Raw genomic sequence first — 25,807 nt, 5'->3', positions numbered from 1 at the left:
TCGAAGATAAAACGGACCTATGGAGAACGCCAGGAGCCGATGACCGCGCTTTTCAGCTCGTAGGCGAAAGTTAGGCTCGGTATCCGTATAAAATGATAATGGAAGACGCCGTATACGATAAGCGGGCTGACTTCGAACGGGGCGTGCGTCATTTCGCACAATCGATTCGCGGCAAACAGCCAGCCGCTTAGCATATTACCCGGCGTCCCGGCGATGCCGAATACCATCAGCACCATGCCCAATGTGTTCTCATCGGCATGCAGAGTGCTGGCAAGCTGCGGCCCCATATAGATGTAAACCGTGAAACCGGCGGTCATAGCCAAGGCCGTCACCGCCAATATCCCCGGTACGCCGGGAATAAGCAGGGATTGTATTCTTTCCTTAAAATCAATAGCGGAAGGCATGCGCAAGGCCGGAAGCCAGAGCGCCAACCCCATTATCGCCACTAGCCCCAAAACGGCGACAAAACCAAACGCCAGACGAAAGCCGCCATAGTGGCCCAGCCAGATTCCCAGCGGTACGCCAATGATGGTCGCGACGGTAATCCCGCCCATCACCATCGATAATGCCTTTCCTCGTTGCCGAGGCGGCGCTAAAACGTTATCTTGAGGAACTGCCGGTTTAGGCCCCCTAAGCCTGGAAAACATGATTTGCGCCATTAAATCTATCAGCAATCGGCGGTAGTCATCTCCAGCGAAATCCTGCTTCTGGTCAGGTATTGATAAAAAACGGCTTCCAGTTCATTCGCAGCGCCCTGATGAATACGGGAAAGCGCGAATACGATGAAGCCGTCGATTTCTATCAACTGGGAAAAGCGGGGAAAGTCCCATCATCACAGGGATGACGGACTAGCGGCGGCAGGCGGCGGAATATCAGCCCGCGGCCGGACGATTACGCCATGTGATAACCGTTATCCAATAAGGTAAAGGCGAACTGGCGCTGCGAAGAAAGAATGACCTGCCGGTCTCTGGTGACGAAGATGGCTTCAATATGAGGAAGCCCGGACAGATAGGCGAGGCCGTTTTCCACGCCCATGCCGTAGAGCAGCGTGGTATAGATATCGCCGTCGATGGAGTCGTCGGAAATAATCGTGATGCTTAGCAGTTCGTTATCCCGCGGGTAGCCGGTTTTCGGGTCGAGGATGTGGTGATAGCAGCGGCCGTCCAGCTCGAAGTAACGTTCGTAAATACCGGATGTGACGACCGACTTATTTTTTACATTAATAACGCCAATCAGCGCTTCAGGATTGGAAAACGGCTTTTTCAGACCGACCGTCCAGGAGTCCAACCCGCTGTTTTGCGGCACGCCGAGCGTTTGTACATTGCCGCCAAGATTGATCAAACCATGGCGAATCTGCCGCTGGCGCAGAAAATCCCTGACCAGATCGGCGATGTATCCTTTGGCTATCGCCCCCAGATCGATCTCCATTCCGGCCTTTTTCAGGAACACCGAACCATCCTGTTCATTGAGGATCACGTCTCTGGGATCCGTCAGCGCCAACAAAGCCCGCAATTCATCGGCGGGGGGAACGCTGTCGCCGTGGAAGCCGATCTTCCAGCGTTTAACCAGCGGGCCGATAGCGAAGTTAAAACAGCTATCGTCCAACAGGCTGACCGCTTTGGCGCGCTTGATCAGATTAAACACCAACGGGCTAACCGCCACCGGATGTTCGCCCGCCGCATGGTTAACATCCATCACTTCGGAATGCGCCCGGTTAACGGTTAACCGGTTCTCCTGCTGTTTTATCAGCCTGAATACCAGTGAAGCCAGACTCTCATCATGCTCAAACAGCTTAAGAAGAATGGGGGAACCCATCAAAACAGCGGAATAAGCATAAACCTGAGAGTCCGACGGCATAGCGAGTCACCTGAAAATTATGGAATTCATCGGTCCTGAGCCCCGGACGCCAAACGCCAGGGGCTCAGACGGGTATCGGTTACCGCAAAGCGTGGGCGGCGGCATTACGGCCCGCCAGGATACCGAAGATAATGATATCGGCAACGGCATTACCGCCAATACGGTTACCGCCGTGGATCCCGCCGACAACTTCACCGGCGGCGTACGCGCCCGGAATAACGCTTTCCTGGCAATCCAGCACCGCGGCATCGGTGTTAATCGTCACCCCGCCCATGGTGTGGTGAACCCCAGGGGCGATGCGGATAGCGTAGAACGGACCTTGGTTGATAGGCTGACGCAAGGCGGTCTTACGACCGAAATCCTCATCGTTCTGTTTCTCAACAAACACATTGTAGCGTTCCAGCGTCGCCAAAAACGCATGGTAGTCCATATCCAACTTGCTGGCCAGTTCGCGCGGAGAATCGGCGCTGATAACAAACCCGCGAGCAATATACTCATCCGCGGCCTTGTTTTGCATTCTGATCTGCTCATCGAAGACAACGTAAGCGTATTTCTCCGGCAGGTTGATGATCTGAGCCGAAACCTTGTCGCGGGTTTCCATTTCGTTGAAGAAGCGTTTGCCCTCCTGATTCACCAGAATCGCGCCGCCGCCGCGGATTGATTCGGAAACCAGATAAGACGTGGTCTGTTCCACCGTCGGGTGAATCTGGATTTCGCCCATATCAACCGTACCCGCGCCAATTTTCTCCAGAATGGCGATACCGCCGCCGGTGGCGCCTTTATGGTTGGTGGTGACGAACCCATCCAGATCCGGGCGATACTGTACAACCATATCCCGGTTGGCGCTGAATCCGCCGCTGGCGACGACGATGCTTCTCGTCAGGATAGTCAGCGTTTCACCCTCGTCATTGACGGCTTTCACGCCGGTTACCGCGCCGCCCTCATAGATGATTTCAGTTACGGAGGTATCCAGCATCACATCGATATTGCGTTTATTGATGTTCTTCGTCAGTCCGCTAATCAAGAAACCGCCGACGGCGGAGCGATCCGCCGGCCGGTGAGTACGGTCGATACTCATTCCGCCGGTAATGGTGATATCGTTCAGCTCAATACCGTGATCGGCCAGCCATTCCACCGCTAACGGCGCATTTTCAACAAAGCATCTCAGCAGTTCCGGGTTATTTTTGTTTTTACCGCCCTTCATGCTTTCCTGATAGAACAGCTCTTTGCTGTCGACAATGCCCTTTATTTTCTGGAAACGGGTTTCCGCCGCGTTCATACCAACGGAAGCCTTGATGGTGTTGCCGCCAATCGTCGGCATTTGCTCAATGATCAGAACGCTGGCGCCTTCATCGCTGGCCTGAATCGCCGCCGCCAGACCGGCGCCGCCGCTGCCCACAACCACCACATCGTAGCTTTGCGGCGTGGCCGGGTTACCGCCTTCCTCCAGAATCTGCGCCTTGCAGGATTTCGCCAACGCTTTGGAAACGGCCTTTTTCACCGCTTCGCTTTGCGTCGTGGCGCCGGTGACCGCATCCACATGCGGGCTGTTGGCGTCCAGAATACGCGAGCGAATAACCTCAAAGCTGGTCGCGAAGGAGACATCCAGATTGGAGCTGGCGTCCAGCTCTATATCGGCAATGCGATCGGTTTCGAGACTGACGTTGATGACCAGTTCATTGGCGTCATCCTGCGCCTTTTCCTGGAATACGCCGGGCTTGAATTTTTTCGACGACAGGCTCATATCGCGGATCATCGCGTCAACCAGCGAGAAGCGCCACAGCGGTTCCGGAATGATCAGATCTTCACGCTTGGTATTGTCGATAAACAGATCGATTCTTTCATCCTTGGCGATGCGGTCGAACCAATCCGGATACGCGATACAGGCTTTCCCAACGGCGACCATGTCGTAACCGTGTTCCAGCGCCAGTTCGATATCTTCTTTGTTAACCACGCCGCCAACGCCCATGACAGGGACTTTCGCCAGCGTTTCGGAACGCATGGCGATGTACTTATCGATCAATGGCGTGGGATCGGCGGTATCGACGATCGACGGACGCAGGGTATAACCCATGGAGAAATGCAGATAATCCAGCCCGCGTTCGGCCAGTTTTTCCAGCAGATACATGGTGTCGTCAAAGCGAATGCCGGGCTCTTCAATTTCTTCCGGCGAGAAGCGATAGCCGATGATGAAAGAAGAATCCGCATATTTGCGCGCCATTTTGTGGGTGACGTCCAGCACCGCGAGCGGGAATTTAGCCCGGTTGTCACGGCTGCCGCCCCACTCATCGTCGCGCTGGTTGGAGTTCGGCGAGTAGAATTGCTGGATCAGATAAGTGTTGGCGCCGTGGATTTCCACGCCGTCGAATCCGGCCTCAATGGCGCGGCGCACGCCCTCGCCAAATTTAGCGATCATGCCTTCCACTTCATCGGCGGTTAAAGCCGTCGGCGTCGGCGCGCCGTCACGGGGCGCGGCGACGGCGCTCGGCCCGACGGGAGACTGGCCGCCGATCAGTTTAGGCTCCACCATTCTGCCGCCGTGATAGATCTGCAAAATCGCTTTTGAACCTTTGGATTTAATGGCATCGGCGACTTTTGCCAGACCAGAGATTTTATTGTCATTATCAATGCCAATGGCCCCAGGAAATGCCAGGCCTTTATCATCAATAAAACAGCATTCAACAATAACAGTACCGATATTACCGGCGCGAGCCCGATAATATTCCACTAATTCACTGGTGACGGAGCCGTCATAAAAACCGGTGCAGGTTGTCATCGGCGCCATCAGAAGGCGGTTTTTTACCTGGGTGCCATTTGGCAAAGTAAATGGACTCAGTATGCGATCGTTACTGTTCATAATAATCAACTCCAAATTATAAATATTCTCTGAATCCGTTATCGGTTTATTATTTATTGGTTTTAATTCATAGCCGATGTCATGCTATTAATATAACTTTATATTTAGTTTAAAAATCATTAATTTTACTTATTTAACTATTTGCCAAGTATCAAATTACTCGTTTTATCCAAACATCATTACTTTTAAAAAGAAAAGATCACATTGTGTTAAATTAAAATAACTTTTTATTTACCAAGATAAAAAATAATTAAAATCTCACCCACCAATAGCCCTACAAGCCGCGCCGATACTGAGGTTGAAAAATCAACACAGGTGGAAAGGTTATGTTGACAATACCCATAAGAAATCTAATGAAATATTTCCTTACGTATAAACAACATCTGAGAAATAAAAAAACGAATAAATACGATAAAAAATAAAATACTGAAATATGAATTTTTAACTTTCAAAAAGCGATGTATCACTGTGGTTTATTGATCAAGATCAACGGCAACAAATACGAAAAACGCATTATATAAATCATTCTCACTCTGCGGATTGTATAATTTACCTGCGATAGATGGCGATAATAAAACACTCAAAATGTCATCGTTAAATAACCATATAAATTTAAAAAACTAAATAAAGCAGAATTATTTACCCGTAAGAAATGTAAGAAAAAGATTCTTAACTACTTAATAGACAAACGAAATGAACGTAATAGCAAAAAGCGATACTTCACAAATGGCTAAAAAAGCCTCATGTGGAAAACAGAAAAGCAATCTAAAATATATATTGGCGACGGTGGCGATTACAGTTTTACTGCTGCTAACTCCCGTACCCGATGGATTGCAACCCTATTCATGGCACTTCTTCGCCATCTTTGTCGGCGTAATCGTCGGCTTAATCTTCGAGCCATTGCCGGGCGCCGTCATTGGTCTGACCGGATTGGTGATCATCGCCCTGGGCAGCCAGTGGTTGCTATTCAGTCCGGAGCAATTGGCCGATCCCGGCTTCAAACTCGCCGGGCAATCTTTTAAGTGGGCGGTAAGCGGGTTCGGTAACTCAACCGTTTGGCTGATCTTTGGCGCCTTCATGTTCGCCGCAGGCTACGATAAAACCCAGTTTGGCCGTCGTCTGGCGCTGATTCTGGTGAAATACCTCGGCCGCCGCAGCCTGACGCTGGGCTATGCCATCACCTTCGCCGACTTGCTGCTGGCGCCGTTCACCCCCTCTAACACCGCGCGCAGCGGCGGTACGATTTACCCGATTATCGCCAACCTGCCGCCGTTGTACGGCTCCAAGCCCAATGATCCCAGTTCCCGCAAGATCGGTTCCTACCTGATGTGGGTGGCGATTACCGCCGCCTGCATCACCAGTTCCATGTTCTTGTCGGCGCTCGCGCCGAACCTGTTGGCGCTGGCGCTGGTCAAAAGCACGGTGGGCATCAGCATTTCTTGGGGAACCTGGTTTATCGCCTTCCTGCCGCTGGGCATCCTGCTGATCCTGGCTATGCCGTTACTGGCTTACTGGCTTTATCCGCCTGAAGTGAAATTCAACGATGAAGTGCCGCGTTGGGCCAGCCAGGAACTGGAAAAACTCGGCAAACTGTCTCGTAATGAAATTCTCCTGCTGGTGTTCGTCTGCTGTGCGCTGGTGATGTGGATTTTCGCCGCCAACTGGATTGAACCGGCGCTGGCCGCCCTGCTGGTGATCAGCCTGATGTTGTGGACCGGCGTACTGGAATGGGGCGATATTACCGGCAACAAGGCCGCGTGGAATACCTTCGTTTGGTTCGGCACGCTGGTGGCGCTGGCCGATGGTTTGTCCGCCACCGGGTTTATCGGCTGGCTGGGTAAAGAAGGCGGCCTGCTGCTGGGCGGCATCTCCCCCGGCATGGCGTCCATCGTACTGTTGGTCGCTTTTTACCTATTGCACTACCTGTTCGCCAGCACCACCGCGCATACCACCGCGCTGTTGCCCGCCATGCTGACCATCGCCTCCACCATCCCGGGCATGAACATGCAGGTATTCTGCCTATTGATGGTAACGTCGTTGGGTATCATGGGGATTATCACGCCTTACGGTACCGGTCCAAGCCCGATTTACTACGGCAGCGGTTACCTGCCGACGGCGGACTATTGGCGTCTGGGCACCATTTTCGGCGCAATCTTCCTGGTCGCCTTGCTGGTTATCGGTTATCCGTGGATGTCGATGATGTTTTGATAACAGGTTGCCGGCCCCCGTTTCGCCGGGCCGGCAAATGTCGTACCGAACAAGATGCCGCAATAATATTTTTTGCTGATACCCACTAACAGCGGCGATAAATTATTAAGTGAGAAAAAATGTCGAACAAACCTTTCCATTATCAGGAGCCTTTCCCCCTCGCCAAAGATGAAACGGAGTATTACCTGCTAAGCAGCGAATATGTCTCCGAGAGCGAGTTTGAAGGACAATCAATACTTAAAGTTGCCCCCGAAGCCTTGACGCTGCTGGCCCAACAGGCCTTTCACGATGCCGCGTTTATGCTGCGCCCGGCCCACCAACAACAGGTTGCCTCTATCCTGCACGATCCCGAAGCCAGCGAAAACGACAAGTATGTTGCGTTGCAGTTTCTGAGAAACTCGGAAATCGCCGCCAAAGGCGTGCTGCCGACCTGCCAGGATACCGGCACCGCCATTATCATGGGGAAAAAAGGCCAGCGCGTCTGGACCGGCGGCGGCGATGAAGCGGCGCTGACGCGCGGCGTGTACAACACCTATACCGAAGACAACCTGCGCTACTCCCAGAATGTCGCGCTGGATATGTACAAAGAGGTGAATACCGGCACCAATCTGCCTGCGCAAATCGATCTCTACAGCGTGGACGGCGATGAATATAAATTCCTGTGCGTGGCCAAAGGCGGCGGTTCCGCCAACAAAACCTATCTCTATCAGGAAACCAAGGCGCTGCTTAATCCCGGTAAGCTGAAAAACTTCCTGGTGGAAAAAATGCGCACCCTGGGTACGGCAGCCTGCCCGCCGTACCATATCGCCTTTGTGATTGGCGGCACCTCGGCGGAAAGCACCCTGAAGACGGTAAAACTGGCGTCAACCAAATACTACGACGGCCTGCCGACCGAAGGGAACGAACACGGCCGGGCATTCCGGGACGTGGAGTTGGAGCGGGAACTGATGACCGAAGCGCAGAACCTGGGGCTGGGCGCGCAGTTCGGCGGTAAATATTTCGCTCACGATATCCGGGTGATTCGCCTGCCGCGCCACGGGGCATCCTGCCCGGTCGGCATGGGCGTATCCTGCTCCGCGGATCGCAACATCAAAGCCAAAATCAACCGCGAAGGCATCTGGATTGAAAAGCTGGAGCACAATCCGGCGCGCTATATTCCAGAATCCCTGCGTCAGCAGGGCGAAGGCGAAGTGGTGCATATCGACCTGAACCGCCCGATGAAGGAAATTCTCGCCCAGCTTTCCCAATACCCGGTATCCACCCGCCTATCCCTGACCGGAACCATTATCGTGGGCCGCGATATCGCCCATGCGAAGTTGAAAGAGCGTATCGATAATGGCGAAGGTCTGCCGCAGTACGTTAAGGATCACCCGATCTACTACGCAGGTCCGGCCAAAACGCCGGCGGGGTATGCTTCCGGTTCACTGGGCCCAACCACCGCGGGACGCATGGACTCCTATGTCGATCTGCTGCAATCCCACGGCGGCAGCATGATTATGCTGGCCAAAGGCAACCGCAGCCAGCAGGTGACGGACGCCTGCCACAAACACGGCGGATTCTATCTGGGCAGTATCGGCGGCCCGGCCGCGGTATTGGCTCAGCAGAGCATCAAGAGCCTGGAATGCGTGGAATATCCGGAACTGGGCATGGAAGCCATCTGGAAAATTGAAGTGGAAAACTTCCCGGCGTTTATTCTGGTGGATGATAAAGGCAATGATTTCTTCCAACAGATTCAGCAGAAGTCGTGCGCTAGCTGCATGAAATAACCGCGCAATCAACCGCGCGAGGGCTTGCCGCAACCGGCGAGCCCTTTTTTATGCCCGCTCTCCTTTCGTCCGCCGGATTTAACATCGATCCGAACGAAATGTTCGCCATGCGTCATGCGCAATAACGCCACAAAGAAATCAGCTTAAGCCGGCCATCTCCGCCGCCAGCTTCGCGGCGGCCAGATCCCATAACGCGGTGCCAACGGTTTTAAACATTACCGGACGCCCCTGACGAGGACGCGGGCTGACGATACCGCCGATCTCCCCGACGCGGATCCACTCGACGCCGGCCTGCATCAGATCGCCCGCCTCTTCCCGTGCGCCTTCCAGCGTATCGACGAACAGGTCGCAGCGATGCACCACCGCCGGCGCGATCTCCGCCATCTCCGGCTGATAAGCGCCGACAGCGATAATGGTGCTGTCATCCGGCACCGGAACCGAAAGCACCGGCGTACGGCTGGTGGTCGCCGAAACGATCAGTCCGGCCTGCGCTTCACGTTCATCCACCGCCTCGATGGCTTCCGCATCCAGCCCCAGATGCTCACGCACATAGTCCGCCAGAGCCTGAGCGCGCGGCAGACGCTTGGACAAAATACGTACCCGGCGTAGCGGCCACTGCCGGGCAAAAGCCTGAATATGCTCTTTGGCCTGTACGCCGGAGCCAATCAGCAGCAGGGTATCGGCATCCGGGTGAGCCAGCTTGCGCGCCCCCAGCAGCGAGAGCGCCGCCGTGCGACGCGCGGTTACCGTCGGCGCATCCAGCGACAGCAGACGCTCGCCGGTATCGGCGCGCATCAGCACCAGTTCGCCCTGAATCGCCGGCAAGCCGCGATTCGGATTGCCCGCGTGTACGGTAAGCAGTTTTACGCACAGATGTTGGGCATCGGAGGCCGGCATCATCAGCAGTACGCCGCCGTCCTGGGCGGGCACGCTCTGGCGCACCGGCGCTTGCGCCTGCCCGTTCAGGGCTTGTTGCGTCATCAGGTCCAGTGCGTCAACCAGACGATCGTAAGGAAGTAGTTTGGCCGTAGCTTCGGCATCGAAGAGTTTCACGAAAAGACTCCTAAAATAAGTGACTCAGGCGGGCCAACCAGGATTACCATCCATAGCTATAAGACACGCCGATTATGGCGGCGGAAACGACGAACATCAGCCCAACGAAGCTGCGGTTCCATAGCAAGCCGACTTTTTGCGGCTTCACCCCGCACAGCGCGCCGGTCAGTAAAGACATGGCGCTAATGGGCGATATGGCGATGGCCATCGCCCAGCCAAAGGTCAGGGCCAAAGCCAATGACATCGGGTGCGCCATCCCCAATTCGCTGGCGCCGAATATCTGGGCCAGCAACACCACGAAAATCGAGTGGGGGATGAACAGGCCGCCAGCCAACGGAACAATCAGCAAACAGGCCAACAACACCGCCAACGCGGGGAAATGGGCAGACTGCAGCGCCTGCCATCCCGGCTGCTGCTGGATGGTCAACGAGATGGCCGCGCCAATCACATTGGCCGAAAGGAAAATGGCGCTTTCCATCCGCATGGAGCCGATGTTTTTAAAAATATGCTGGGCATCCTGAGCCAGGTCGGCGCGGGGAGATGACCGTTCCAGGCATAGCCAGGCCAGCGCGAACAGCGGAAGCACCAGCACAGTCGAAACCACGAACGACCATTGTAACCAGATATGGATACCGATCACAGCCGCCAGCAGCACCGCGCAGGCCAGCAGCACGCCAAGCAGCGTGCGCGCGGAGCCGGCCGATCCCGCGCCGGAGGCGTGAGTATCCGCTTCCGCGCCTTCGTAGCGCATCGCCCACAGGCAGGTGACGACCATAATCAGCATCGCCGAGGCGAACGCGGCGGCGATAAAATACGTCGCATTCAGCGCCGTCAGCGCGGTAGTGACAATGGCAAAACCCAGCCCCATCGGCGACCAGATGGTCATCAGAACCGCGCCGCGCATTCCCGCCAGCAGCATGATGCGGTCTTCGCCCTCGGCCGGTTTATCTTTGGCGCTCCCCAATTGATCGGCAATCAGCGGAATGATGCCGACGTTAAATAGCAGGCTAAGAAAATGGCTGCCGGCATTAACCGCCGCATAGCGGCGGCTAATGGGGAAAGAGAGCAGATATCCGGCCGCCTCGCGCACGGTGCCGGAGCGGCTCACCGGATAACGCAACAGCCCCAGAACGATCAGCAGGCATGAAAACGCCACCCCTTGCGCCAGCGCTTGAACCATAACGTGCAGTTGCAGAGGATAGCGCCAGGCCACCCACGCAAAAGCCGCGATAGCGCCCAGACAAAATCCCCGAGCCAGCAGCGAGAGGGCGTTAAACCGTAATAAAGTCGCCAGCACCGTGGCGCCCATGGCAATCGCCAGCAAGGGAGTGTCTGGAAAAACGTTAGCCAAAAGCAGTGTGATGGCCGCCAATAAATGGGCGCATCCGGCAAGCAATTCAAACAAGCTCAAGCGATCACCTTTTGTGAGTAAGTTCGGAGCCGTCGTAGGTTTTTTTCATCTATTTGATAAATGGCAGGATATCACACGGGATTCTTATGGGAAATTTTTACTACAATATGAAATATATATTCATGGGGATTTAGCTACGGGCGGATAACTACGCCCAAGATCAGGAAAAAATATTTATAGGCAAGCTCCCAATATAGGAGCAGACCGGCAATAACCAATTCCGTCGTACATTATTGTGCAAGTGCATAAACAGCAAGTAGCGTCATACTTTTCCTTATCAGATTCCGCGTTTTTAAAGCGGATGGAATGGCGTCTTCCTGATTGAAAACCTTACCAAAAATACGTTAATTGCATGATATATATAAAGTAAATCAAAAACCATGAATTACAAAAACGCCGCCGGCGGTTTTTAATGTGATTCATAATGATTAAATTAAATTTAAGCCGCCGTTATTTACGGCGGGCATAATAAAAGCAATGGATGAGAAATAATTAGAAGCCGGCTTGCTAAAAGTAACCGTGTTAAGAAAACTGATATCGCAATAAAGGTTTTACGCTGAACTTAGTTTTACTATTAGCCTGCTGGCCGCTAACGAACTTTAGCATTTACATCCGTCTGTCCGACGGCATTATGGCTGATGCGAAACGTCACACGCTGTGGATGATTGATCGACACCAGATATTCCACCGGTTGGTTAAGGCGATCGGAAATAACCCCGCGGTACACCAGCGCCGGACTGTCTGGCGGCGCATCCAGAAGCGCCTGTTCTTCCTCGCTCATTACGCCAACCCGAATCGTTCCCTCATCCGCGATCCCCTGAATGTGGTAACGCTCGGCCAACAGGCGATACAAGGAGCCGTTGGCTTCGAGCATCGGCGCGCTTAAATCAGGCACGCGCCGGCGCGGCAGATAGCTGGTTTCAAGGCAGAACGGCACCCCATCAGCCAGCCGCAGGCGTTTTATCATCAGCAAAGGCGCGCCGGTTTCTATCTGCAATAAACGGGCGATACGCTCGCTGGCGGCCGCATCCTGAAAGTAGATCAGACGGCTGCTGGGCACCGCGCCGTTATGTTCGATGATTTTGCTGATTCCTTGCTCTATCGCCTGAGTTAACGGACGCTCAATGGCGGCGGCCGTAAGCCAGGTTCCCTGATTGCCGCGCCGCTCCAGCACGCCCTGGGCAACAAGTTCATCAAGAATTTTTCTCAGCGTCATCCGGCTGATCTGTAAAATCGCCGCCAATTCGCGCTCGGCGGGAATTTGATCGCCCTGGTTGTATTCCGGCGTCGCCAATAGCGCCAGCAAAGATTGCCGGGCCTGCAAATAGGCTTTGCGCGGGCGCCGTTTTATTTCGCCGATCTGCGTCATGGTCTATTTTTATTCACTCAACATCGTTAAATTTTGTACCAAGTATACTGATGATTGCTTGATTAGCTAGCAAAAAACCGCCGCCGCGATGATAAACAGCCACGATAAAAACCAGACCACATCACCATAAGCAATTATTATAAAAAGAAAAAAACAAACAATACCTTGCCTTTAGCCAAACCGGTGAGTATACCTAGCATGGTATACTTTATGGTACACATTACTAATGTGGAGCAAACAATGAAAAAAGCGCTTTCTCTTTTGTTGCTTGGCCTCGCGTTGCCGTGGCTGCCTTTAAACGTTCACGCCGAACAGCAGATCCGCTTCGGAACGGACCCCACGTTCCCGCCGTTTGAATCAAAAGCGGCGGATGGCTCATTGCAGGGCTTCGATATTGATATCGGCAACGCGCTGTGCGCCAAACTCAACGCCAAATGCGTATGGGTGGAAAGCAGCTTTGACGGCCTGATCCCTGCGCTGCATGCGCGCAAGTTCGACGCTATTCTCTCCTCTCTGTCGATTACCGACGAGCGCAAAAAGGCCATCGACTTTACCGACAAGTTATTCAACACGCCCGCTTTTCTCGTCGCCCCGGCATCCAGCGGTTTAAAACCCACCGCCGAATCGCTGAAAGGAAAACGCCTGGGGGTGCAGCAAGGCTCGGTATTTGAGTCTTACGCCAAAAAACACTGGCAAAACCACGGCGTGGAAGTGATCGCCTACCCCAGCGCCGACGACGTCTATGCCGATATGATCGTGGGAAGGCTTGACGCCACGCTCGACGATGCGACCGTGGTTACCGAGTCCCTGCTCAGCAAGCCCCAGGGTAAAGGCTTTGCCCTGATTGAACCGCAGGTAAAGGATGACGTGATTTTCGGGCCAGGAACGGGTATCGGCGTCAGCAAGCAGAACGACAAACTGCGCGAACAACTCAACGACGCGATTGCCGAAATCCGCCGCGATGGCACCTATGACCGGCTGGCGAAAAAATACTTTAATTTCAATGTGTATGGCGATTAATTCATGAATACCGCTGCAATCATCACCTCGTTAATGGAAAACCGTTTTCATCCGGCAGGCGGCCTGCGCCAGATTTTTCTTGTCGCCTGCGGCGGATCGCTGGTGGATATGTACCCCGCGCACTATTTTCTTAACTGCGAATCCGCCACGCTGCGCAGCTTTATGATGACGGCGAATGAATTCGTCCACGCTACGCCAAAAACGTTGGGCAAACACTCCCTGACCATCGTCTGCTCCCACGGAGGCAATACGCCGGAATCGGTCGCGGCGGCCAAGCTGGCGCAGCAGCATGGCAGTACGACGATTACCCTGACTCACAATGCCGAAGCCGAGTTGATCGCCTGGTCCGACAACAATATTCTCTATGCATGGGGCAATGACAGCCAGGTCGTCGACAACCCGATGGCGCTGATCCTCAATCTGTGCGTCGAAGCGTTAGCGCAAAGCGAAGGATTCAACGGCTATGCGGATTTCCACAGCGGGATGGCGCAAATCGATGGCGTCATCGCCCGCGCACGGATGCAAGTAAAACAGCGCTGCGCCGAATTCGCCGATCGATATTGTGACGAATCGCTGTTCTATGTGCTTTCCAGCGGCGCTTCTTACGGCCACGCCTATGGTTTCGCTATCTGTTCGTTAATGGAAATGCAGTGGCTCGATGCCGCATCAATTCACAGCGGCGAGTTTTTCCACGGCCCATTTGAAGTAACCAATAGAAACACGCCCTGGATTGTGATGGTGAATGAAGGCCGCACGCGCCCGCTTGACGAGCGCGCCGTCCATTTTCTGGCCCAATATGGCGATAAAATAGAAATCGTTGATGCCAAAGAACTCGGCCTGAGCGTTATTCCGGAGCCGGTGGTGGATTATTTCAACCCGGTGCTGTTCTATAGCGTGATGTGCGAATACCGCGCCGCGCTGGCCCTGGTGCGGCAACATCCGTTGGAAACGCGCCGCTATATGGGGAAAGTCGCTTATTAAGGACGCTATGATGAAAGTACTCGGCATCGGCGATAACGTTGTTGATCGCTACACGCACACGCATATTCGTTATCCCGGCGGCAACGCCCTCAATTTCAGCGTCTATGCGAAAATGCTTGGCGCCCAGGCCGCCTACCTTGGAGTGTTTGGCGATGACGACAACGGCGCGCATGTGCAGCGCGCGCTGGCCGCCCGCGGCATTGATACGTCCCGCTGCCGCATGGCGGCTGGTGAAAACGGCTATGCCGACCTGACCATTAAACAAGGCGAACGGATTTTCCTTGGCTCCAATGCGGGCGGTATTCGGCAACGGATACCGATGGATTTCGCCGTAACGGACACCGCCTGGTTGAGTCAGTTCGCGTTGCTGCACACCAGCGCTTACAGCTATCTGGATAAGCAGTTGCCGGCGCTGAGCGTATTGCCGGGTCGCCTGTCGTATGATTTTTCCGATGATTTCAACATCGAGGCCGCACTCGCTTTATGCCCGCTGTTGGATTACGCGTTTTTCTCCTGCGCCGAACGCAGCCTGGAGGAGACGCGGCGGATTCTGCTTGACGCCCATCGCCAGGGGAGCAGTTACGCCATCGCTACCCGCGGCGCGGCAGGCGCCGTGCTATTTGACGGCCAACACTGGCTGGAGCAACCGCCGCAACAGGTGGCGGCGCGGGACACGCTCGGCGCTGGCGATGCGTTTATCACCGCGTTTTTACTGGCGCACCAAGCGGGAAGATCGTTACCGGACAGCCTGAAAAACGCAGCCGCCTTCGCGGCGCAAATTTGTCTGCTGGACGGCGCATTCGGCGAGGGCGAGGAGTATTAGATCTCCGGTTTTCGCGTACGACGCCGAAAGCCGCTTTTCGCCGCGGAACCGCACTTCCCGCGTTTAGCAGGAATCAGCGAAGCATAGAAGGGATTTGTGCCCGGATCGCCAGGATCATGGGGCGCTGGCGTAAAATAACGCCGGCGCCCCATGATAACCCGTCTTACGCAACCGGTAGTGGGCTTACTTAATTACCGACTTCACCACGGCCGCCAACGGTGTGGTTGAGCGCCCGATCAACTGGCTCAATTGATGGCCGTCGTCAAATAAACCGCCCTTGGATGCGCCGACATCGGAGTCGGCGATCATATCGGCGATAACCGGGGGGAGACCAGCCGCCACCAGCGCCGCGCGGAATTCCGCTTCGGGCAGATTCTGGTAGCTAACCGTTTTACCAGACTGAAGGCTGATTTCAGCAGCCAATTCCGTCAGGGTGTACGGTTCGTCACCCGCCAGTTCATAAACCTTACCCGCCTGATTATCCTGCGTCAGCACGGCAACGGCGGCGGCGGCATAGTCAGCCCGCGTGGCTGAGGCGATTTTCCCCTCGCCGGCGCTACCGATAAAAACGCCATGCTGCAAGGCAGCCGGTATGCTGGCGGCATAGTTTTCAGTGTACCAGCCATTGCGCAGCAGCACATAAGGCAGGCCCGAGGCGGTGATGAGGCTTTCGGTTTCACGATGCTCTTTCGCCAGCCCCAGCGGGGAGCGATCGGCATGCAGAATGCTGGTATACGCCAAGAGTTTGACCTTGGCCTGCACCGCCGCCTCAATCACATTACGATGTTGCGCCACGCGTTTACCCACTTCGCTGGAAGAAATCAGCAACAGTTTATCCACGCCCTGCAACGCGGCGATCAGCGACTCTGGCTGAGTGTAATCCGCGGCTTTCACCTGGATACAGCGGGCGGCTAAATCAGCAACCTTGCCGACATCCCGCGCCAATCCCAGGATTTCACCCGCGGGGACTTTTTCCAGCAACTGTTCAATAACTAAACGCCCCAACTGACCAGAAATACCTGTAACAGCAATCATCATTAAGCTCCTTTTTTTGACCGTCATTGACAGGTAGAATAGTCAATAAACTAACTTTAAGTAAGTACGCACATAAAGGTAAGTGTCATGCCGGAAAAAGTAAAAGCCGCTTCGTTATTATCCGCCATACCGTTGCAGGGCAATCTGTTCGCTGAAAAATGCCCTTCCCGCAAGATACTTAACCACGTAACCAGCCGCTGGGGCGTGCTGATTTTACTGGCATTATTGGATGGAACGCTTCGTTTCAGCCAGCTACGGCGCAAAATCGGCGGCGTCAGCGAGCGGATGCTGGCGCAAACCCTGCAATGGCTGGAAAGCGATGGCTTTATCCTGAGAACCTCGTATCCGGTGGTGCCGCCGCATGTTGAATATAGCCTGACGCCGATGGGCAAAGAGGTCAGCGAGCGGGTCAAAATCCTGGCGGACTGGATAGAGGAAAATCTGGCCGTGATATTAGCGGCGCAGGAAAGCTATCAGGATAAATAATCCGGATACGCAACCTCAGGGGAAGCAATAGCGTAATCAGCCCTCTTATTTGCCGCCTTCAGCTTAACCCGTTAACGCGCCTCTCCGCATTAGTGCCGCCGCCTCCGCCGAGGTTTGGCGGCTGCTCAACCGCAGCGCCTCCGTTCCACGCCAACGAACCGGATCTGAAATCAGTCACGCGAGCTTTTTTCACGCCTATCCGCACGACGTCGTGTATATGTTATTTTTTGATAAAAAATAGCATTTCGGAAGATAATTGTGATTAACAAACAATTATCGCAGATTTATCCACTTATTTTTCTTTAGATCATATTTTTGTCTGGTAATATGCGCCCATTAGTCAATGAGTTTGAAAATGCCGGAAGGCGGCGAGCGGGTGAATTCCCGGCGCTTAGATTTAGATGACTAAACGGAAGGAGGGCCAATTCGCCAGACGCAGATTCAACTCGGCTTGCTGCGGCCCTGGGGTGAGAACGGGTAATTAAAAACACCGGCAGCTTGAAAGAGAACAAGCATCCCCTTTTTAAACATGTCTCAAACGAGACGTTCTGTTTTTATTATCATCATGGAGTGAACGATGTCCTGCCATTTTGTCCGGTGGACCAGCACGGAAGCGCTTCCCAATCTACAAAGATTGCCGGATGAGCTCATTTCATCAACAAAAGGGTTTTCGACTAAACGTCGCGAACGTTACTTGAAAAGCCGAGCGTTGTTGGCTGAAATGATGTTCTATTTTTTCGGCTACCCGCTGCTCCCCAAGCTGCTTGTTTCCCCGGACGGCCGCCCCTACTTCGCCGATCCTGATCTGCCTAATTTCAGCCTGGGTTATGCCGGCAATACTATTGCTATTCTGCTGAGCGAAGAAGGCAGCGTCGGCATAGATATCGAGATCGTTCACGTCCGGTCAAACAATCAAACGCCTGCCGACATGCAGCCGCAGACTCAGGCTGAAAAAGCCTGGATTGAAGCGCAGCGCGATCCGCTGGAGGCCGCCACCCAACTATGCACCATTCGCCACTCCCTGATGAAAATACCAAGATCGAATGAGTGCCGTGCGGAAAATTTGCGGCTTCACCCCGCCTCCGGGCGTTTGCGCTCCAACTGCCTTCCGGCGGTTGAGGTGATGAGCGATATCGACGACTATCTGGCCTGGGCATGCGCTCATGTGCCAACGCTTAACCGATTGATTATGTGGACCTACGCGACAGACGCGGGTATGAAGAAAGCCGGTGAAATCGTGCATCGGCAGCGTCAATCCCTGCGCTACATGAAGCTCACCAGCCATACCGCAGAAAAATCGGCATAGGCGGCTAGGCGGCCCCGATCGGTAAGGTAGCTGAGAGACTCGGACTGGCGACAAACGCAGAACTCCGGGGCGAATGCCCCGGAGCATGATGAAATTAATGCGCGTCGATAAAGATGATTTTTAGCAGGAACAACAGCGCAACCACCACCACACAAGGGCTAATCTCGCGCCAGCGCCCCGCAGCCAGCTTCATCACGCAGTAAGAGATGAAGCCCAGGGCGATCCCTTCGGTGATCGAGAAACTGAACGGCATCATCACCGCCGTAATAAAGGCTGGAACGGCTTCGGTCAAATCATCCCACTTCACCCGCGCCAGGCTTGACGTCATCAACACGCCCACGTAAATCAGCGCGCCCGCGGCGGCATAAGCCGGCACCATACCGGCCAGCGGCGACAGGAAAATAACCAGCAGGAACAACAGCCCGACGACGACGGCGGTCAACCCGGTACGCCCGCCGACGGATACGCCGGAAGAACTTTCGATATAGGCGGTAACCGAAGAAGTGCCGATAAACGCCCCGGCGACCGAACTGATGCTGTCCACGTACAGCGCCTGTTTCATGCGGGGAAACTTACCGCGCGCATCCACCAGACCGGCTTTATCCGTGACGCCAATCAACGTACCGGACGAATCAAACAGATTAACCAGCATGAAGGAAAAGATAACGCCGGACAGCCCCAGATTCAGCGCGCCCGCCAAATCGACCTGTCCCACCACGGAAGTGACGCTCGGCGGCATGGAGAAAACGCCGTTGAACTTAACGTCACCCAGCAGCAAGCCGATAGATGTGGTAATCACGATGGAAATCAGCACCGCCGCATGAATGCTTCGCGAAGCGAGCGCCGCAATAATGAAGAAGCCCAGCGCCCCCAGCAACACGCTGTGTGAGGTTAAATTCCCCACGGTAACCAGCGTTTCGGGGTTGGAAACGATAATGCCGGCGTTCTTCAGCCCCATCATGGCAATAAACAGGCCGATACCGCTGGCGATCCCCAATCGTAGACTCACCGGTATATTGGCAATCATCCAGTAACGGATCTGGAAGATGGTCAGCAGCAGGAAACCGACTGCGCCCCAGAAAACCGCCCCCATCGCCACCTGCCATGGAAGCCCCATCGCCCCGACGACGGCAAAAGCGAAAAAGGCGTTCAGGCCCATGGCCGGCGCCAGCGCAACCGGCAAATTAGCCAGCAGCCCCATAAAAATACTGCCAAAGGCGGCGATCAGACAGGTAGTGACAAACACCGCCTGGGTATCCATACCCGCCACGCCCAAAATCTGCGGGTTAACAAAAACGATATACACCATCGTCAGGAAGGTGGTGAAGCCGGCGATCATTTCTGTCCGCGCTGTGGTGCCGTGCTGTGTCAGTTTAAACACACGCTCCAACAGTCCTTGCTCATCGGCATGACCAGATTGCGATTTATTCATTGTCAGAGTTCCAAAAAAAAAAGAGTGTGATGATTTTCGGGTATCCTATAACAAAATGATACGCATTAACGCGGTTCCGCCATTTTTTTCTTTCTATAAACATAACTTATGCTAATAGATTTCAAGAAGTCGAAAAGGAGCGAGCGGATGCCAATAGCGCTGTCCCGCCCGGCGGTTACACCTTCAACCAAATCTATCTCGGCACAAGCGCTCCAGATTTCGCCGAACGCGCCTGCCTGGTTCAACGTCGCGGACGGCGACGAATGGGTTATCTATACCGGCGATGCAGAGGAAGCGTTTCCAGACAATATTTCAAGCTGCATTTATTTATATAAAATAAAAATATAACCATCTGGCTAACGCAATAAAATCTTATATGGAAAACAAATAAACCATAAAAATAGAATTTGAAGTAAATTTATTTATCAGTATAAAATGCATTTCATTATCATCTACTGCCAGTATATTGCTTTAATCTTTTTTGATAAAAATCAGGTCACGCTTTAATCACTCTATTATGTGATTAAAGCGCCAGACAATCTTTCGTCATAAATTAATTAGCATTAATATTAATAGCCGGATATCAAAAATGATTTATATAAAACAAAAATTAGCACGCCGATTAAATTCATCCTAAAACACGCCTAATGATATTTATTATCCTGGTGATTACTGAACTTACTGAGTAAATTGAATAAAAACAGTATGTAAATACGTTACATTAAGGGAAAGCCAAAATGAGTAATAAATTCCTTGTGAAAGCGTTCATCTACCTCAGTACGATCGCCGTCATGCTAATCCCTGTGCTTTTTATTACGTCCGCCTTCGAATCTGATTGTACAGTCAGCACAATACTCCAGATAGAAATGAAAATGCGATTTTCTAAAACCGAACTTGCATCCGTTCGCGCAGGCAAGGGGATATGTCCAACTTTATATTTTTTCCGTAGAGACGGTAGCAACTCTGATGAATGCATTATCGGAAGCGACGATCTATTCCGTGGACCTGAAATATCAATTGGTGGATGTGGGTAATAAACAACAGGTGTTATTAAATAAATCGTAACGCTGATTAAATTAATTATCCAATCAATAAATAGCAGGTAAAAATGATTCATAAAATACAAAAAATAAAAATTAGCACGTTAATTAAATTTATCCTAAAAATACTAATGTTAATGTTTATTACTCGGACGATTGTTGTAGTTATTGATATTGCCTATACCGACACACGCAACTATCTCGGCTACTGTACCAGGGATAATCAGCAAATGGGAAAGCGTTATACTACTCAAGAACGGTTGGATATTGCCATCGCCAACTATCTGAAAAATCAAACGACGGATGACGATATGGAAATAAGAAAAGCCGAACGAATCATTGATAACCCTGATAAGACAGAGCAACGTTTCACCTTAATACATTACAACAACAAAGCGGAATTTCTAAAGGAGAATCCGACATGTTGCAAACGTACCTGGGGACTAGAGGAGGGAGGTAAGTCCTGGTTCTGGGTACGCACGAACGGCGCAGGCGACGGCATGTTCGATTTCCAACATAAAATTCGCTATATCGACAGAACAACCGGCGTCCGTAAGGAAATAATATCTCAAAATACGTATTACCTGGTTAATAACTGCGGTTATGCAAGTTAATTCGGCCAACGTCGATATCGTTGAAAAACGCTTTAATATCAATATACCACCCGGCACTTATACCAAGAGCGAAATTCAACAGCAACTCGATTATATCGGCTCACGGAATTGAGAGAGGAACAGATATGCTGGTTATAACGTTAATCAGATCTATCTTTGTGCGGACTACGCCGAATGCGCCTATATCTGGGGCACCACCAAGTTCAAAATTGCGGATGACGCTGAATGGGTTACCCATGCCGACGGCTCGCGGGAAATCCATAACGTCGTCATTGTGCCTGATAATAATCATAACGTTGATTTCGATGGGGGGACGGCATCGGAAGCGCTTGAGCCTGTTATCGCCCCTTCCCATATGGGCAGGATCGTCGAATTAAGTGTCGTAGGCTTCGAATCCATCCCCGACCTCATCTCGCCTATTGTCATCGATCTGGACGGCGACGATATTGAAACGCTGAAAACCGGCGCGACGTACTTCGACCTGGATGGTGACGCGCTGAGCGAAATGACCGGCTGGGTTAGTCCCGACGACGGTCTGCTCGCGCACGATCGCAACGGCGACGGCCGCATCAGCAACGGCGGCGAACTGTTCGGCAACCACACACTTCTGGGCAACGGCAAGACGGCCGACAACGGCTTTCTGGCGCTGGCCGAGTATGATGATAACGGCGACAAAACCATCGACGCGCAGGATGCCGCCTACGCCACCTTGCAAATCTGGCGCGACCTTAACGGCAATGGCATCAGCAATAAAAGCGAGCTGCAAAGCCTTGCCGACGCTGGCGTGGCCGCCATCAGCACCGACTACAACAATTCCAGCCGCGTCGATGCCCACGGCCACCAACACCGTCAGACGGCAAGCGTGACGCTGAGCGACGGTACAACTTCCAGCGCGGCAGACGTGTGGTTCAAGGTGGATAGCGCCCGCCGCATCAACAGCGGCGATATCAAGCTAACCACCGATTCACTGTTTCTGGCTAACGCCAAAGGGTTTGGCAAGGTGCACGATTTGCGCCAGGCGATAATACTCGATCCTGGGTTGAAAGACCTGCTGGACCAATATACCGCGGCCGCAGACGGCGCGGACCGCGATGAGCTGCTTGACGATCTGATTTACCGCTGGACCGACTCCGCCGGTATCGATCCCCACAGCCGCGCCCCGTGGAAGGGCGCGCATTTTATAGATGCACGCCAGCTTGTCGCGCTGGAAAGTCTGACCGGCCGTCCTTATGTAAGCAAACAACGGAGTGCTTCCCCTTCCAATCCCCGTCCTGCGGCCGCCTCCATCCTCAAGGACGAGTATCAGAAGTTCAAACGCTTTACCGCCGCACAGCTTCAGGCGCAAACCAACTATGCCGAAGAGCTAGATAGCATTCGCTCGGCGTTTGGCTCCGACGCGCACAGCATTACGGTTGACTGGGCCGCGCTGGAGAGCAAACTGCAAGCCCTGTACGCCGAGGGCCGGATTGAACGAATCCCCGGTACATTGACGATTCTGACCGATCTGGGCGCCTATTCGCCCGGCTACCGGAGCAGACGCGCCGCCGCCTTCCAGACTATTGCCGCCACCCATCCCGCCCTGACACCTTTCTTTAATAATTCCGTGATCTTACTTGGCACCGCAGGCGACGATACTCTGTCCGGGGCGAATACTCCCTCCGCTTTTTTTGGCTTCGTCGGTAACGACCGGCTCCAGGGGCAGAGGGGAGACGACAGTTACCATGTTTTTCGTAACCAGGGCGACGATACGCTCTCCGATCTCGGCGGTATGGACCAAATTGTATTCAGCAATGATATCAGCCAGACCGATCTGGTCTTCACGCGTGACGCCGCCACGGTCCACATCCAGATCAAAAATGTCGACGGCAGCGATGCTGGTTCGCTACGCATCGATAATTTCTTCAACGCCGATGACTCGGTGGCGGCCGGCGCTATCGAGCTGCTTCATTTTATCGACGGCGGCAGCCTGAGCCAGCAGCAGATACTGGACGCGCTGAACGCAACGACACGTACAACCGGCGACGATACGGCGTTCGGCTCCGATAAGGGCGACATCATCGACACGCCGGCGGGCAACGACACGAGCCGCAAACCGCGGGCGGCAACGGAAAGTCTGCGGGAAAGATAAAGCGCGCGCCTGCCCCGGCCTTTATGCTCTTCATCGGCAGATAAAGGTTGGTAGTCGTTTCATTGCACATATTATACTCTGGTCGATACAAAGGACGACGAATGCCATCCGTTCGGCCGCCGCTCAGCACCCTGAACCCGGTCAGTATGTTTAAAAGAGTTGCGGCCGAACATCAGGCAAAGAACGGACAGATAAAACAACGTATTAAAAATCATTATTTAATCTTTAATTTCACCAGTAAGGATCCTTCATGCCCCGTATTGAATGCGTCTTCTTCGACTGTGACGGCACGCTGGTCGATAGCGAGGTACTGTGCTGCCAGGCTTATGTAAATATTTTCGTTCCCTACGGCATCAGGCTATCGCTGGAAGAGGTGATAAAAACCTACAAGGGCATGAAACTGCATGAAATCATTGCCCGCATCAGCCAGAAACACGGTCTGACCGTACCGATGGAGAGCGCCGAGCGCCATTACCGGCAAGAGGTAACACGCCTGTTTAACGAATCACTGCAACCGATCAAAGGGGCGCGTGAACTGATTCAGTCGATTAAGGTGCCGATAGCGGTGGTTTCCAACGGCCCCGTCAGCAAGATGCAGCATTCACTGGGGCTGACGAATCTGCTCGAATTCTTTGGCGACCACCTGTACAGCGGCTACGAGCTGCAAAAATGGAAGCCCGATCCCGCCGTAATCTTCTACGCCGCCGAGCAAATGCAGGTGCCGGTTCAACACGGTATTCTGGTGGATGATTCCACATCCGGCGTTCAGGCGGGGATTGCCGCCGGCATTCCGGTTTTCTACTACTGCGCCGATCCGCACAACACGCCGATTCACCATCCGCTGGTCACCATGTTTAACGACATGAACGAACTGCCGCAGATATGGCGTGAAAAAGGTTGGGATATTACCGGGTAATATCCTCACGCAGCCGTATTGCGTCTCCATAGCCACGCGCGTTTTAGCGGTTTTTCCTGGCGGCTAAAACGCCTGTTGACCCCGTTCGCCAGCAGTTCCAGCGACAGGCAAAAAACGAAATAGACCAGCGCGACAAACAGGAAGACCTCCATCGGATAAACCATGCTGCGGTTGTTCACCTGCGTGGCTAAAAACGTCAGTTCGCCGACGCCTACAATGTACGCCAGCGAGGTATCTTTAATCAGCGAAATCCATTGGTTGATGAAAGACGGCACCATCATTCTCAGCGCCTGCGGCAGGACGATATACCACAACACCGTCCAGCGATTGAATCCTAGGGATAGCCCGGCCTGCCACTGGCCGCGGCCAATGGCGACGATCCCCGCCTTCACGCCATGCGCCAGATACGCCGATGCAATCAGCGCCAGGGCGCACACCACCGTGGTAATTTCGGGGATATCGACGCCGAAAAGAATCGGCAGCAGAAAATAAGTCCAGAAAATCAGCATGATGACCGGGATCGCGCGGAAAAAGCCGAGCGCCATCGACAGCAACGCCGCCCACCAGCCGCGGGACATGGCCAGCGCCACGCCCAGTATGGTTCCCAGCACGGCGGAGGCGGCGCCCGCCATCAGGCTAATCGCCAGCGTCAGCGCCGCGCCGCCCAGCGGGCCGTCAGGAAAAGTGCCCCACATGAGATAACCGAAGTTATCGTAAATGATATTGAAATCCATATTCAGCGTTCCCCGGCCAGATTACGTTGCTGACGCCACATTCCCCAGCCTTCCATCAGCGCAATGATCGCGATATATAGCACGGTCGCGACGCCAAACGCCTGAAAAGTGCGCAGGGTTTCCGTTTCCACCTGACGGGAGGCATAAGAGAGTTCGGCCACGCCAATCGCCATTGCCAATGAGGAGTTCTTAATCACGTTCATGTACTGGCCCAGCAGCGGCGGCAAGGCGATTTTCAATGCCTGCGGCAATACGACATAGCGCATGGATTGCCATCCCGTTAACCCCAGCGCCAGCGCCGCAAACTTTTGCCCGCGCGCCACGCCGCCGATACCGGCCCGGATCTCTTCCGCAATAAAGGCGCTGGAGTAGAGCGTCAGCCCCCACAGTCCGGCCAGAAACTCAAACGAAGGCCACGCCGCATTCATCCCCAGCAACGTGAAATCATGCGGCGTATTAAGCCATTGCATCATGGCCGCCGGGAATAACTGACCGGCGCCGAAATACCAGAAAAAAAGCTGGATCAGCAAAGGGGTATTGCGAAATAGCGAGCTGTAGGCGACGACCGGCCAGCGCAACAGACGCAATTGGCTATCCCGCGCCGCCGCCAGCAGGAATCCCAGCGACGTCGCCAGAATTATCGTACAGAAGGAAATCCACAACGTAACCAGAAAGCCTTGCCAAAGCCAACTGAGATAGTGGGGAGCCAACAGCCACGTTTCAACGAATTGCAGTGCCGTATCTGTCAGTTTCATAGTTAACTAATTTTTA

The 25,807-nt window shown here is 53.5% G+C and carries 21 protein-coding genes; 11 read left to right on the top strand and 10 right to left on the bottom strand.

Annotated features, from left to right (window positions below):
* Nucleotides 1-17: 17 nt before the first annotated feature.
* The 3 genes from HC231_RS23670 to HC231_RS23660 all read right to left on the bottom strand — a co-directional run bounded on the left by HC231_RS23670 (nt 18) and on the right by HC231_RS23660 (nt 4,714).
* A complete protein-coding gene (locus HC231_RS23670) occupies nt 18-560 on the bottom strand; it encodes an MFS transporter (protein WP_208229138.1) in 543 nt (180 codons plus the stop codon).
* 331 nt (nt 561-891) lie between these two features.
* The gene (locus tag HC231_RS23665) at nt 892-1,857 is read right to left on the bottom strand and encodes an FAD:protein FMN transferase (RefSeq protein ID WP_208229137.1); all 966 of its coding nucleotides are present in this window, start codon (nt 1,855-1,857) and stop codon (nt 892-894) included.
* Nucleotides 1,858-1,936: 79 nt separating this feature from the next.
* Nucleotides 1,937-4,714 (bottom strand): flavocytochrome c, encoded by a 2,778-nt coding sequence (locus tag HC231_RS23660; protein WP_208229136.1) that lies wholly within the window; start codon nt 4,712-4,714, stop codon nt 1,937-1,939.
* Between the two features lie 726 nt (nt 4,715-5,440).
* Here HC231_RS23660 and HC231_RS23655 point away from each other — a divergent pair.
* Together HC231_RS23655 and fumA are read left to right on the top strand one after the other, a co-directional pair.
* A complete protein-coding gene (locus tag HC231_RS23655) occupies nt 5,441-6,922 on the top strand; it encodes an anion permease (protein ID WP_208229135.1) in 1,482 nt (493 codons plus the stop codon).
* 119 nt (nt 6,923-7,041) lie between these two features.
* Nucleotides 7,042-8,688 (top strand): class I fumarate hydratase FumA, encoded by a 1,647-nt coding sequence (gene fumA / locus HC231_RS23650; protein WP_208229134.1) that lies wholly within the window; start codon nt 7,042-7,044, stop codon nt 8,686-8,688.
* A 138-nt stretch (nt 8,689-8,826) separates the two neighbouring features.
* On the opposite strand, the gene HC231_RS23645 is transcribed toward fumA, so the two are convergent.
* The 3 genes from HC231_RS23645 to HC231_RS23635 all read right to left on the bottom strand — a co-directional run bounded on the left by HC231_RS23645 (nt 8,827) and on the right by HC231_RS23635 (nt 12,521).
* Nucleotides 8,827-9,741, bottom strand: a complete 915-nt coding sequence (locus HC231_RS23645) for a delta(1)-pyrroline-2-carboxylate reductase family protein (protein WP_208229133.1) — start codon at nt 9,739-9,741, stop codon at nt 8,827-8,829.
* Between the two features lie 43 nt (nt 9,742-9,784).
* Nucleotides 9,785-11,152, bottom strand: coding sequence for a hypothetical protein (locus tag HC231_RS23640; RefSeq protein WP_208229132.1), 1,368 nt, complete (start codon nt 11,150-11,152; stop codon nt 9,785-9,787).
* A 589-nt stretch (nt 11,153-11,741) separates the two neighbouring features.
* Nucleotides 11,742-12,521: a GntR family transcriptional regulator gene (locus tag HC231_RS23635; protein ID WP_208229131.1), complete on the bottom strand. Its 780-nt coding sequence runs from the start codon at nt 12,519-12,521 to the stop codon at nt 11,742-11,744.
* Between the two features lie 240 nt (nt 12,522-12,761).
* Here HC231_RS23635 and HC231_RS23630 point away from each other — a divergent pair, with 240 nt between their 5' ends.
* The 3 genes from HC231_RS23630 to HC231_RS23620 are packed head-to-tail and all read left to right on the top strand — an operon-like array spanning nt 12,762 to nt 15,345.
* The gene (locus tag HC231_RS23630; RefSeq protein ID WP_208229130.1) at nt 12,762-13,541 is read left to right on the top strand and encodes an ABC transporter substrate-binding protein; all 780 of its coding nucleotides are present in this window, start codon (nt 12,762-12,764) and stop codon (nt 13,539-13,541) included.
* 3 nt (nt 13,542-13,544) lie between these two features.
* Nucleotides 13,545-14,522 (top strand): SIS domain-containing protein, encoded by a 978-nt coding sequence (locus HC231_RS23625; RefSeq protein WP_208229129.1) that lies wholly within the window; start codon nt 13,545-13,547, stop codon nt 14,520-14,522.
* A 10-nt stretch (nt 14,523-14,532) separates the two neighbouring features.
* Nucleotides 14,533-15,345, top strand: a complete 813-nt coding sequence (locus HC231_RS23620; protein ID WP_208231503.1) for a PfkB family carbohydrate kinase — start codon at nt 14,533-14,535, stop codon at nt 15,343-15,345.
* Between the two features lie 183 nt (nt 15,346-15,528).
* On the opposite strand, the gene HC231_RS23615 is transcribed toward HC231_RS23620, so the two are convergent.
* Nucleotides 15,529-16,380, bottom strand: coding sequence for an SDR family oxidoreductase (locus HC231_RS23615; protein ID WP_208231501.1), 852 nt, complete (start codon nt 16,378-16,380; stop codon nt 15,529-15,531).
* 87 nt (nt 16,381-16,467) lie between these two features.
* Between HC231_RS23615 and HC231_RS23610 the strand changes: the two genes are divergently transcribed.
* The gene (locus tag HC231_RS23610) at nt 16,468-16,866 is read left to right on the top strand and encodes a winged helix-turn-helix transcriptional regulator (protein WP_208229128.1); all 399 of its coding nucleotides are present in this window, start codon (nt 16,468-16,470) and stop codon (nt 16,864-16,866) included.
* Nucleotides 16,867-17,443: 577 nt separating this feature from the next.
* On the top strand, nt 17,444-18,172 hold the full coding sequence (locus tag HC231_RS23605) for a 4'-phosphopantetheinyl transferase family protein (protein ID WP_208229127.1): 729 nt from the start codon (nt 17,444-17,446) through the stop codon (nt 18,170-18,172).
* Nucleotides 18,173-18,266: 94 nt separating this feature from the next.
* Here HC231_RS23605 and HC231_RS23600 read toward each other — a convergent pair whose 3' ends face one another.
* Nucleotides 18,267-19,604: an NCS2 family permease gene (locus HC231_RS23600; protein WP_208229126.1), complete on the bottom strand. Its 1,338-nt coding sequence runs from the start codon at nt 19,602-19,604 to the stop codon at nt 18,267-18,269.
* A gap of 147 nt (nt 19,605-19,751) precedes the next feature.
* On the opposite strand from HC231_RS23600, the gene HC231_RS23595 reads away from it, so the two are divergent.
* The 4 genes from HC231_RS23595 (at nt 19,752) to yieH (ending at nt 24,302) form a co-directional block, all read left to right on the top strand.
* Complete coding sequence (locus HC231_RS23595) at nt 19,752-19,952, top strand: hypothetical protein (protein WP_208229125.1); 201 nt, start codon at nt 19,752-19,754, stop codon at nt 19,950-19,952.
* Between the two features lie 760 nt (nt 19,953-20,712).
* Nucleotides 20,713-21,258, top strand: a complete 546-nt coding sequence (locus HC231_RS23590; RefSeq protein ID WP_208229124.1) for a hypothetical protein — start codon at nt 20,713-20,715, stop codon at nt 21,256-21,258.
* Between the two features lie 274 nt (nt 21,259-21,532).
* Complete coding sequence (locus HC231_RS23585; protein WP_208229123.1) at nt 21,533-23,386, top strand: hypothetical protein; 1,854 nt, start codon at nt 21,533-21,535, stop codon at nt 23,384-23,386.
* 250 nt (nt 23,387-23,636) lie between these two features.
* A complete protein-coding gene (yieH, locus tag HC231_RS23580; RefSeq protein ID WP_208229122.1) occupies nt 23,637-24,302 on the top strand; it encodes a 6-phosphogluconate phosphatase in 666 nt (221 codons plus the stop codon).
* Nucleotides 24,303-24,307: 5 nt separating this feature from the next.
* Here yieH and HC231_RS23575 read toward each other — a convergent pair whose 3' ends face one another.
* On the bottom strand, nt 24,308-25,036 hold the full coding sequence (locus HC231_RS23575; protein WP_208229121.1) for an amino acid ABC transporter permease: 729 nt from the start codon (nt 25,034-25,036) through the stop codon (nt 24,308-24,310).
* Nucleotides 25,037-25,038: 2 nt separating this feature from the next.
* On the bottom strand, nt 25,039-25,791 hold the full coding sequence (locus tag HC231_RS23570) for an amino acid ABC transporter permease (protein WP_208229120.1): 753 nt from the start codon (nt 25,789-25,791) through the stop codon (nt 25,039-25,041).
* Nucleotides 25,792-25,807 lie beyond the last annotated feature (16 nt).

Source organism: Brenneria izadpanahii (assembly GCF_017569925.1).
Classification (GTDB): Bacteria; Pseudomonadota; Gammaproteobacteria; order Enterobacterales; family Enterobacteriaceae; genus Brenneria; species Brenneria izadpanahii.
This window is presented reverse-complemented; position numbering and strand designations above follow the sequence as displayed.